The 10,632-nt window shown below is 71.7% G+C and carries 12 protein-coding genes and 1 pseudogene; 6 read left to right on the forward strand and 7 right to left on the reverse strand.

Annotated elements, in window-relative coordinates:
* From G6045_RS35375 to G6045_RS35390, 4 genes and pseudogenes are all read right to left on the reverse strand, one after another.
* Nucleotides 1-272 (reverse strand): annotated as a pseudogene (locus G6045_RS35375) (hypothetical protein); the annotation flags it as partial.
* The gene (locus G6045_RS35380) at nt 269-802 is read right to left on the reverse strand and encodes a SigE family RNA polymerase sigma factor (protein WP_165336310.1); all 534 of its coding nucleotides are present in this window, start codon (nt 800-802) and stop codon (nt 269-271) included. The pseudogene G6045_RS35375 and the gene G6045_RS35380, both read right to left, overlap by 4 nt.
* 174 nt (nt 803-976) lie before the next feature.
* Nucleotides 977-1,465 carry a GNAT family N-acetyltransferase gene (locus G6045_RS35385; RefSeq protein ID WP_165336311.1) on the reverse strand — a complete coding sequence of 163 codons (489 nt, stop codon included), beginning with the start codon at nt 1,463-1,465 and terminating at the stop codon, nt 977-979.
* Nucleotides 1,466-2,239, reverse strand: coding sequence for an IclR family transcriptional regulator (locus G6045_RS35390; RefSeq protein ID WP_165336312.1), 774 nt, complete (start codon nt 2,237-2,239; stop codon nt 1,466-1,468).
* 177 nt (nt 2,240-2,416) lie between these two features.
* Here G6045_RS35390 and G6045_RS35395 point away from each other — a divergent pair, with 177 nt between their 5' ends.
* Nucleotides 2,417-3,949, forward strand: coding sequence for an aldehyde dehydrogenase (NADP(+)) (locus G6045_RS35395; protein WP_165336313.1), 1,533 nt, complete (start codon nt 2,417-2,419; stop codon nt 3,947-3,949).
* A gap of 4 nt (nt 3,950-3,953) precedes the next feature.
* Here G6045_RS35395 and G6045_RS35400 read toward each other — a convergent pair whose 3' ends face one another.
* Genes G6045_RS35400 through G6045_RS35410 form a run of 3 tightly spaced genes read right to left on the reverse strand, consistent with a single transcriptional unit; the run spans nt 3,954 to nt 6,015 of the window.
* On the reverse strand, nt 3,954-4,247 hold the full coding sequence (locus tag G6045_RS35400) for a hypothetical protein (protein WP_328708019.1): 294 nt from the start codon (nt 4,245-4,247) through the stop codon (nt 3,954-3,956).
* Nucleotides 4,234-4,587 carry an AbrB/MazE/SpoVT family DNA-binding domain-containing protein gene (locus G6045_RS35405; RefSeq protein WP_165336314.1) on the reverse strand — a complete coding sequence of 118 codons (354 nt, stop codon included), beginning with the start codon at nt 4,585-4,587 and terminating at the stop codon, nt 4,234-4,236. Before G6045_RS35405 ends, G6045_RS35400 begins: the two co-directional genes overlap by 14 nt.
* Before the next feature lie 45 nt (nt 4,588-4,632).
* Nucleotides 4,633-6,015 (reverse strand): MFS transporter, encoded by a 1,383-nt coding sequence (locus G6045_RS35410; RefSeq protein ID WP_165336315.1) that lies wholly within the window; start codon nt 6,013-6,015, stop codon nt 4,633-4,635.
* A gap of 71 nt (nt 6,016-6,086) precedes the next feature.
* On the opposite strand from G6045_RS35410, the gene G6045_RS35415 reads away from it, so the two are divergent.
* From G6045_RS35415 to G6045_RS35435, 5 genes are all read left to right on the forward strand, one after another.
* Nucleotides 6,087-7,064, forward strand: a complete 978-nt coding sequence (locus G6045_RS35415) for a GlxA family transcriptional regulator (protein ID WP_235968521.1) — start codon at nt 6,087-6,089, stop codon at nt 7,062-7,064.
* A 69-nt stretch (nt 7,065-7,133) separates the two neighbouring features.
* Nucleotides 7,134-7,844 (forward strand): DsbA family oxidoreductase, encoded by a 711-nt coding sequence (locus tag G6045_RS35420; RefSeq protein WP_165336316.1) that lies wholly within the window; start codon nt 7,134-7,136, stop codon nt 7,842-7,844.
* A gap of 142 nt (nt 7,845-7,986) precedes the next feature.
* Nucleotides 7,987-9,027: an aminotransferase class V-fold PLP-dependent enzyme gene (locus G6045_RS35425; protein WP_165336317.1), complete on the forward strand. Its 1,041-nt coding sequence runs from the start codon at nt 7,987-7,989 to the stop codon at nt 9,025-9,027.
* 46 nt (nt 9,028-9,073) lie between these two features.
* Nucleotides 9,074-9,691 carry a sigma-70 family RNA polymerase sigma factor gene (locus tag G6045_RS35430; protein ID WP_165336318.1) on the forward strand — a complete coding sequence of 206 codons (618 nt, stop codon included), beginning with the start codon at nt 9,074-9,076 and terminating at the stop codon, nt 9,689-9,691.
* Between the two features lie 77 nt (nt 9,692-9,768).
* Entirely contained in the window at nt 9,769-10,614 is an 846-nt protein-coding gene (locus tag G6045_RS35435; RefSeq protein WP_328708020.1) for a maleylpyruvate isomerase N-terminal domain-containing protein, read from the forward strand.
* The last annotated feature ends 18 nt before the right edge of the window (nt 10,615-10,632 follow it).

Here is a 10,632-nt window from a genome sequence, read left to right on the forward strand (position 1 = left end):
ACATGGGCGGGCGGGGAAGTGGACTGGGTGGCCGCGCTCGGAGTGGGGGTGGCCTGTGCAGGTGTGGCGACCCGGCCGGGCCCGTTCTGGGCCACGAATCCGGCGCCTAGCGCCACGGCCGCGACGGCCGCAGCCGCGCCCCACTGAAGCCGCCGACGCCGCTTTTGTACGGTCGCGAAGACCGCGTCCACGTCGTAGGCCCGCGGAGGAACCTGCTCCGTACGATCGAGCATGGCCGCGGCCAGCTCCTCCTCCAGGTCGAGATGGGTCATGCCGCCCCTCCTGAACTCGCGCGCGTCGTCTGTGCGTTGATGGCCGAGCGGAGCTTCGCGAGCCCTCGGGCCGCCTGGGATCTGACGGAGCTCTCCGAGATGTCCAGCAGACGGGCGATCTCCGCGTCGCCGAGCTCCTCGAAGTACCGCAGCACCAGCACGGTCCGCATGCCGATCGGCAGGGTGTGCAGGACGCGGATCAACTCGTCGCGGACATGGAGGCCTTGGTACGGATCGAACGCCGGGTCGGCCTGTTCGCCCCCGATGCCCTCGTCCAGGGGAATCTCCGCGTGCCCGCGCAGCCTGCGCCAGCGGTCGTTCGCGAGATTCACCAGGATCCGGCGCGCGTACGCCTCGGGAGCGTCGGCGGAGCGCACCCGCCGCCAGTGCCGGCACACCTGCTCCAGCGTGGACTGCACCAGATCGTCGGCCAGATGGCGCTCGCCGGTGAGCAGCAGCGCGGTTCTGAAGAGCGCCGACGACCGTGCCTGCACGAAGGCCGTGAAGGCCGGCACGTCAGCCGCCCGCATACGCGGGCCCCGGCTCGTGTCTCTGCGGCATGTCCGCCCCCTGTACGAAGCCGCCTTGGCTTCCTGCTCAACTGACGTAGCCGGAGGCCGATTTGCTGCACGCGATGTTCCGCCGTGACCCAAGCGTTGCCTTCCCGAGGGGCGCGGGAGGCGGCGGGGGCGGGCCCGTCGGTGTCATGCCAAGGTCAGGACGACCTCGTCGATCTCGGCGTCCCGTGCCACGGCGAACCCGGAGTCATGGCCCGTCACGACGAAGCCGCACTTCTCGAGCACCCGGACCGAGCCCGCGTTGTCCGCCGCCGCGCGGGCGTGCAGCGGGCGCTCCGTGACCTCGGCGATGAGCAGGCGCAGGGCGGCCGTGGCCACACCGCGGCCCCAGTACGCGCGGTCGATCCAGTACGTGACCTCCAGCTCGCCCGGCTCGCCGAAGACCGCCGCGCTGCCGACCACATCGCCGTCGAGCAGCACCGTACGGACCACGTACTCGGCGCAGATGCGCTCCCAGTGCGCCGCGAACAGGTCCCAGTCCGCCGACTTCGGTGAGACGAACGCGGCCGTGCGCATCGACTCCGGATCGTTCATCTGCCGGAAGAAGACCGGCAGATCGCTGGAGTGGACCGGTCGCAGGGCGATGTCGGTCACCGGCTGTACCGCGTCGAACATTCAGAGCCTCCGGGTGGCGAGCGTCAGACGGTCCCGCGCGTCGAACAGGGCGTCCTTGATCATCTGCTCGTGGGCGGGCGTCAGACGCGCCACAGGCACCGAGCAGCTGATCGCGTCACGGGCCGGTGTGCGGTAGGGGATCGCGACACCGAAGCAGCGCAGCCCGAGGGTGTTCTCCTCGCGGTCCACCGAGATGCCCTGTTCGCGGATCTGGTGCAGCTCCTCGATCAGCTGCTCGCGGTCGGTGATCGTGTGCTCGGTGAGCGGCGCGAGGGTCTCCGGGAGCATCTTGCGGACCTGCTCGTCGGTGTGGGTGGCGAGCAGCGCCTTGCCGAGCGAGGTGGAGTGCGCGGGCAGCCGGCGCCCCACCCGGGTGAACGGGCGCAGATAGTGCTGGGACTGGCGGGTGGCCAGATAGACGACGTTGACGCCGTCCAGGCGCGCCAGGTGGATGGTCTCCGTGGTGTCGTCGGAGAGCCGGTCGAGCGTCGGGCGGGCCGCGGCCACCACCTCGTCGCCGTCGATGTACGAGGTGCCCACGAGCAGGGCGCGGACGCCGATGCCGTAGCGCGTGCCCGTCGCGTCCGTCTCGACCCAGCCGAGCTCCACGAGCGTGCGAAGGAGCATGTAGAGGCTGGACTTGGGGTACCCGACCGCTTCCTGCACCGCCGCCAGCGAGTGCATTCCGGGCCGGCCCGCGAAGTACTCGAGCAATTCCACGGTCCGCACAGCGGACTTGACCTGCGCACCACCGCCGGTGTCGGCTGCAGACATCGCCCTTGACCCCTTCGTTCGCCAACGCATAGCCTCCAAAGCGATTCACATTCGGAGACAGCGTTCAGCATATCGAACGGCCCTGGTGAGCGGCAGAGTTTTCCCAGGTTCTCGTGGCGGACCACCGGGAACAGCGGGGCGAAACCGTGCACTTCGGGCCTTCGGGAAGGACCGGCCGTGGCAGCAGCACAAGTCTGGAGCGTCGACCCCCGTAACGGGAAGCCGCGTGAGCAGGTTGCGGTCGAGGCCACAGCTCAGGAGATCGACCGCGTGGTGCGCGCGGCCCATGCCGTACGCGAGACGCTGGCCGACCGCGCCGTACGCGCCGCGTTCCTGCGCACCGCAGCCGATCTGCTCGACGAGGCCGCCGCCCATGTCGTCGAGGCCGCCGACGCGGAGACCGCGCTCGGCCCCGGCCGCCTCAACGGCGAGCTCGCGCGCACCAGTTTCCAGCTGCGCTCCTTCGCCGAGCTCGTCGACGAGGGCGCGTTCCTCGACATCGTCATCAACCATGCCGACGACACCCGCACCCCGCCGTGGCCGGATCTGCGCCGCTACAAGGTGCCGCTCGGCGTCGTCGCCGTCTACGCCGCCTCCAACTTCCCGCTCGCCTTCTCCGTGCCCGGCGGCGACACCGCGAGCGCGCTCGCCGCGGGCTGCCCGGTGGTCGTCAAGGCGCACCCGGACCACCCGGCCACCTCCGAGATCTGCGCCTCGGTGCTGCGCCGCGCGGCCGTGCAGAACGGGCTGCCCGAGGACGTCGTGCAGTTGGTGCACGGCTTCGAGGCGGGCGTCGAACTCATCAAGCACCCGCTGATCTCCGCGGCCGGCTTCACCGGTTCGGTACGCGGCGGACGCGCGCTCTTCGACGCGGCGGCCGCCCGTCCGCACCCCATCCCGTTCCACGGCGAACTCGGTTCGCTCAACCCGGTGGTGATCACCGAGGCCGCCGCGATCGAGCGCGGTGAGCAGCTCGGCGCGGGACTCGCGGGCTCGATGACCCTGGGCGTCGGCCAGTTCTGCACCAAGCCGGGCTTCGTGCTCGTACCGGCCGGTGCGAACGGCGACACCCTCGTCAAGGAACTGACGCACGGCGTCAGCGAGGTCGAGGCCGGCGTGCTGCTCGACCACCGGATGCGGGACGCCTTCATCGAGGGCGTCGCCGCGCGGGCCGCCCTGGAGGGCGTCGAGGCGCCCGTCACCCCGGGCTCGGGCGGTGAGCACACGGTCGGCGCGGGCTTCCTGACCGTGGACGCCGCGCGCCTGGCCGAGGAGGGTGCGCACGACCTGCTCCTGGAGGAGTGCTTCGGCCCGGTCACCGTCGTCGCCCGCTATGACGACGAGGCCGAGATCACCGCCGTACTGTCGCGGCTGCCCGGCAATCTGACCGCGACCCTGCACCTGTCCGACACGGAGGCCGGGGACCCGCAGGGCCGCGGCGGCGCACTGCTCGCCGAGCTCACCGCGCTCGCCGGCCGTGTGCTCGTGGGCGGCTGGCCCACCGGCGTGGCCGTCGCCCCCGCCCAGCAGCACGGCGGCCCCTACCCGGCCACCACCTCGACGTCGACGTCCGTGGGCGGCTCGGCGATCGAACGCTGGCTGCGCCCGGTCGCGTACCAGACCACCCCCGAGGCGCTGCTCCCGCCGGAACTGCGCGACGACAACCCGCTGGAGCTGCCGCGGGTGGTGGACGGACGGCGCGAGAACTGAGTGTTCAGGGGCGCGTGAAGATGGAGTGGGTCCCGATACGGCGCCAGACCACGTGCGGCTCACCGTCGGTGACGGACGGGCCGTAGTGGAACGTGGCCCGTCCGTCCGGGGCCCACGACATCTCCCAGACGTCGTCGTAGCCCTGCATCTTCTTGACCCGCAGGCCCCGCCGGAAGCCGGTGCCGGCTCGTAGATCGGCGACGAACTGGGCGACGGCCACCAGGAACGCAGCCTTCTGCTCCGCCGTCAGGCCCTTCCAGTCGCGCAGGAAATGGCTGAGCGTCTCATACGTCGGCACGCTTCTCGATCTCCCCCAGGTCGAGGCCCGCGTCGTCGGCCAGCGTGCGCAGCAGGGACGCGCCGTCCTCGTGGACTTCACCCCGCTCGCCCTCGGCCAACGCCTCCTCCACCTCGCGCTCCTTCGCCTGCCACTCGGGCGACCAGAACCAGGCCTGGTCATCCGGCACGACGGAGGCGGGCGTGAGGACGATGCGCCCGTCTTCGACGGCCACGACGAGCTGGTCTCCCTCGCGGAGATCGAGCTGATCCCTTATGTCCTGGGGGATGGTGATGACGCCCTTCTTGCGCAGGGGCGTCGCGACGAGGTGCGGCCTACGGCGGCGCTTCACGGCAGTCATGCCGACAGTCTACCTGGAAGAAAGTCTGCCTAACCGTCGAGCGTCTCACCCACGCCGCGGCAGCAGAGCCGTCGCCGTACCCGTCGCCGCGAGGAGTGCCGCCGCGATCAGCACGCTGACGTGCAGGCCGACCACGAACGAGCCCGAGATGAGCACCCCGAACCCGGCCACGCTCAGCGCTCCGGCCACCTGCCGCGCCGAGTTGAGGACGCCCGCCGCGAGGCCGGCGCGCTCGGCCGGTACGGCGTCCAGGATCGCGGCCGTGAGCGGCGGCACGGTCAGTGCGGAGCCGATGGCCAGCGGCATCATGATCAGCGCCAGCATCGTGGTCGAGCTGTTCTCGCCTACGAAGAGGAGCAGCAACAGGCCCACCACGGCGAGCGGTTGACCGATCACCATCGGCAGCCGGGGCCCGTACCGCCCCGCCAGCTTGCCCGCGACGATGTTGGACACCGCGATCAGACCCGTCATCGGCAGGAACATCAGCCCGGCCGTCAGCGCCGAACGCCCTTGCACCTGCTGGAAGAAGAGGCTGAAGACGAAGACGATCCCGTAGAACGCGACGCTCACCGCCGCGCCCGTCGCCACCATCACCGCGACCGTGCGATTGCGGAACAGGGCGAGCGGGACCACCGGGTGCTCATGGCGCCGCTCGACGCGGACGAACACCACCGCCGACACCACGGCCACCACCGCGGCGAGCACCCCCACCGTCCCGCGCTCGATCACCGCGAAGGCCAGAGCGGTCAGGGCCGCCGTCGCGCTGATCTGACCGGGCAGGTCGAGCGGCGTACGGCGGCGTTCGAAGCGCGGTGCCCGCAGCAGCAGCGCGAGGGCGAGCAGGCCGAACGGCACGTTGATGAAGAAGATCCCGCGCCAGTCCCAGGCGGTGGTCAGCGCACCTCCCGCGACCGGTCCGAACGCGGTGGCCGCCGAACCGCCCGCCGCCCAGGCCGCGACGGCGCGGGCCCGCTTGGCGGGGTCGGGGAAGGCGCGGCGCACCAGCGCGAGCGAGGCGGGGAGCACGATCGCGGCTCCGATGCCCTGCACGACCCGGGCGCCGGTCAGGGTGGCGAGGTTCGGAGCCAGACCGCAGGCCACGGACGCCGCGGTGAACAGCGCGACACCGATCCCGTACGCCTTCGTCGCACCGATCCGGTCCGCGAAGGCGCCGGTCGAGAGCATCAGCGCGGCCAGGGCCAAGGTGTACGAGTCCACCACCCACTGGAGCCCGGTCATGCCGGCGCCCAGCGAGTCGGCTATCGACGGCAGGGCCACATTGACGACGGACACGTCGAGGGTGATCAGGAAGAAGCCGAGCAGGGCGGCGAGCAAGGTGAGCGCGGGGGAGTGGGCGCGCTCGGGGCTTGCGGCGGTGGGCAGTTGGACCCGGGTCCGGGTCTTGCGGTCTGCGGTCGGGAGAGCCATGCCCCCTACCTTGGCGATCTACCGGGGCGTACAGTAGTGGCTTGATTGCCATACGTCCGGAGGTTCTGGCCATGTCGACGACAATGCAGCCGCGGCGACCGCACCGGATCGTCGTCATCGCCCCCTCACCTGTGTCGATGTTCAATCTGGCAATCCCCGAGATGCTCTTCGAGAAGGTCGAGATCGACGGCGCTCCCGGATACGAGGTGGTGGTCTGCACCCCCGAGCCGGGACCGATCGTCACCAGCGGCGGCCTCACCCTGGAGGTGCCGCTCGGCCTGGAGGCCCTGGAAGGCGCCGACACCGTGCTGATCGCCGGGACCGGCCACCGCTATCTGCCCGACCCCCGCACGGTCGATGCGGTACGCGAGGCCGCGATCCAGGGCCTGCGCATCGCTTCGATCTGCAGCGGCGCCTTCGTGCTCGCCGAGGCCGGACTGCTCGACGGCCGCTCGGCGACCACCTACTGGCAGCTCACCCAGGAGCTGCGGCTGCGCTATCCCGCGCTCGACGTCCAGGGCGACGTGCTCTACGTGCAGGACGGCCAGGTCATGACCTCGTCCGGGTACGCGGCCGGGATCGACCTGTGCCTGCACATGATCCGTACCGACTACGGGGCGGCCGCGGCCAACACCGTCGCCCGGCTCGCGCTGGTCGCGCCGGTGCGGCCGGGCGGGCAGACCCAGTTCACCCAGACCCCGCTGCCGCCCGAGCGCGGCATCGCCTGCGCGGACACCCGCGGCTGGGCGATGCGGCACCTCGACGAGCCGCTCACCCTGAGCGACCTCGCCCGGCACGCGGGCGTCAGCGTGCGCACCCTCACCCGCCGCTTCCACGCCGAGTCGGGCATGAGCCCGCTCCAGTGGCTCCTCCACCAGCGCATCGAGCGCGCCAAGGAACTCCTGGAGACGACCACGCTCCCCATGGACCAGGTGGCCCGCGCCTGCGGGTTGGGCACGGCGGATTCCCTGCGCCAGCACGTGGTCCGCAGGACCGGTCTCACGCCGAGCGCGTACCGGTCGCAGTTCAGCCGGCTCGCCCCCGCCTGACCAGGGAATGAACCGGTCCGGTTCAACGTTCACCTATCCGACCGGACGCCCCCTGACCTGGAGAACACCATGCGCGTCGAGATCTGGAGCGACATCGCCTGCCCCTGGTGCTACATCGGCAAGAAGCGCTTCGAGGACGGGCTCGCCGCCTTCGCGCACCGCGACGACGTCGAGATCGTGCACCGCTCGTTCGAGCTCGACCCGAACCGGGCCAAGGGCGACACCGCCCCGGTGATCGACATGCTCGCCAAGAAGTACGGCCGCACCCTCGACGAGGCCCGCTCCATGGAGGAGCACGTCGCGTCCAACGCGCACGCCGAGGGCCTCGGCTACCGCACCGAGGGCCGCGACCACGGCAGCACCTTCGACATCCACCGCCTCCTGCACCTCGCGAAGGCCCGCGGCAAGCAGGACGAACTCCTCTCCCTCGCCTACCGTGCCAACTTCGCCGAGGAGCGCTCCGTCTTCGACCCGGAGGTGCTCGTCGCGCTCGCCGTCGAGGCCGGACTCGACGGGACCGAGGCCCGCGAGGTGCTCGCCGACGAGAACGCCTACGCCGACGACGTACGCGCCGACGAGCGCGAGGCGGCCGAACTCGGCGCCACCGGCGTGCCGTTCTTCGTCCTCGACCGCAAGTACGGCGTCTCCGGCGGCCAGCCCGCCGAGGTGTTCACGCAGGCGCTTCAGCAGGCCTGGGGTGAGCGTTCGCCTCTCCAGCTGATCGACCAGGGCGATGCGGACGCGTGCGGTCCCGACGGATGCGCGGTGCCGCAGGGCTGAGCGACGGTGCAGTTGTCCCGCGCGGCAGACCCCAGAACCCTGACAGACGCGCTGCTCAGACCCCACGTATAAGCATCGCTAAGGGCGACCGTGTACATCTGCGCAATGGACGGGGAGTTGGCCACGTACCAGCATGGCTCCCATGGACACCATGAAGCGCCTGGGAGGCGACGCCTTCGCGCCGCAGACGACGTATCTGAACAGCGCGAGCACCGGTCTGATCCCCGCCGCGGGGGTCGCCGCGATGCATGAGGGCGTGCAGGCCACCGCGGCCGGCCGCCCCCTTGACCACTTCCGTGACGTGGAGGCCGCGCGGGCCGCGTTCGCGCGGCTCGCCGGCGTCCCCGCGCGGCAGGTCGCCACGGGCGCCTCCGTCGCGGTGTACGCGGGGCTCATCGCGGCCTCGCTGCCCGATGGAGCCGAAGTCCTGCTCTCCGAGGACGACTTCAGCTCACTCGTGAACCCGTTCCACAGCCGCCCGGGCCTCAAGGTGCGCACGGTCGCCCTGGAGGACCTTGCGGACAGCGTCCGCCCCGGCACCGACCTGGTCGCCTTCAGCCAGGTCCAGTCGGCCGACGGCCGGATCGCCGCGGTCGACGCGGTACGGGAAGCGGCCCGCGCCCACGGCGCCCGCACCCTCGTCGACGCCTCGCAGTCCGCGGGCTGGCTGCCGCTGCCGCAGGCGGACTTCCTTGTCGCCGTCGGCTTCAAGTGGCTGATGGGCCCGCGCGGGATCACCTATCTCGTGGTCCCCGAGGACCTCGGCGGTCTCACCCCGCTGCTCGCGGGCTGGGTGGCCGGCGAGCAGCCCTGGGACAGCTGCTACGGCCCCGTGGCCGAACTCGCCCACTCCGCACGGCGCTTCGACATCAGCCCGAGCCTGTACTCGTACGCGGGAGCCGTGGCCGGCTTCGAACTGCTCGACCACCTCGGCATCGCGGCGGTCCGCGCCCACGACGCGGCCCTCGCCGACCGCTTCCGCGCGGGCCTGGCCGAGCTCGGGCACACCCCGGTCCACGCGCCCGGCTCGGCGATCGTGTCCGTACCGGGGCTCGGCGCACGCCAGCCGCAGCTCAGCGCGGCGGGCATCGAAGTCTCGGACCGGGCAGGGAACTTGAGGGCCTCCTTCCATCTGTACAACTCCTCGGACGACGTCGACCGCCTCCTGCACAGCCTGACGTAGCCCTTTTCCTGCGCACCCTGGCGTCCACTCCCCCCAGGCGCTACGAATGCCTTGGGGCCAGGAGGCGGTGCCGGTGGAGACCAGTCAGGCGGCGAGCGATGCCGAACTGCACCGGCGTCTGGTGTACGGGGACGAGTCCGCGCTGGCCGCGGTGTACGACGTCTACGGCGGACTCGTCCGACGCATCGCCCTGCGCGTGACGCATGCGCCGGGCGCCGCCGACGACGTGGCGCAGGAGGTGTTCGCGCACCTGTGGTCGCGTCCGTACACCTACGACCCGCAGCGCGGCACCCTGCGCACCTGGCTGTCGATGCTCGCCCACCGCCGCTCCGTCGACTGGGTGCGCGCCGAGGAGCGGCACCGCAAGGCCGCGCACACGGACGAGGCGGCGCTGCACGCCATCCCCGCGCCCGGGCCTGGGCCCGACGAGGCGGTCGTCGACATGGAGCGGGCGCTGCTGCTCCACTCCGCGCTCGCCGAACTCCCGCTGCCGCAGCGCCAGGCCGTGCATCTGGCGTATTTCGCCGGGCACAGCTACCGCCAGGTGGCCGCCGAACTCGGCATACCCGAAGGCACCGCGAAGACCCGGCTGCGCACCGCGTTACGCCGGCTCGCCGCGACCCTCGCCGAACCGCCGGACACGGCAGTGGAGCGGGGGGCGTGACGTGCGCGGTGGAGCGGGGTGCGTGACGTGAGCAGGGAAGCGGGTGCGCGAAGTGCGCAAAGAAGCGGGTGCGTGAAGTGAGCACGGAAAGAGAAGGGCACACGATGGGCTCCGACCACGAAGGCGTACGGGAAATGCTTGGCGCATGGGCCCTGGGCGCGGTGCTGCCCACCGACGAGCCGCGCCTTCTCGGCCATCTCGCCGAGTGCGAATGGTGCGCGGGGGAGGCGAGCCGGCTGCGCGACACCGTCCGGCTGCTCGACGGCGGTGACGCGGCCCTGGCCTACGAGCGCATCGACCGGGCCGCGACCGGCGAGACGGCCGCGTACGAGGACGGCGGTCAGGAGGTACGAGGACGCCTGCTCGCCTCCGTACTGGCGCAGCGACCCCCGGCGTCGGGTACGGCCGGTCATGCCGCGCCGTACGCCGCCGCCGTGGCCGGACTGCAGGCGCTGCTGCGGGAGTTGGGGGAGCAGGGGCCCTGGAGCACCCCGGTCGTCCACGACTGGGATGTGCACGCGACGGTCGCGCACCTCCTCGCCGCCGACGAATCCCTGGCGCTGCGGCTCGGGCTCCCGGCACGGGCGCCGCGCGGTGAACAGCCGCAGGACGACGTGTCCTGGCGCGACATCTGGGCGCACCGTACGGCCGAGGTGATCGCACACGAGCGGACCCACAGCCCGGCACGGACCGTCGCTGCCTGGCGCGAACAGTCCGCCGCGCTGCTCGGCGCCCCGCAGGCGACCGACCCCGAACTCGCCGCGCAGGCCACGACCTTGCTCGGGGTACGCCTTCCGATCGCCGACCACTACGTGGTGCGCGGCTTCGAGACCTGGATCCACACGGACGAGATCGGCCGCGCACCGGCTCGTCCTCCGAGCCGAGCACCCACTCCCCCTCGGATCCGTGCCCGGCCACCGTGAGCAGGACGGATACGGAGT

The sequence above is a fragment of the Streptomyces mesophilus genome (assembly GCF_011044995.1).
GTDB lineage: Bacteria > Actinomycetota > Actinomycetes > Streptomycetales > Streptomycetaceae > Streptomyces > Streptomyces mesophilus.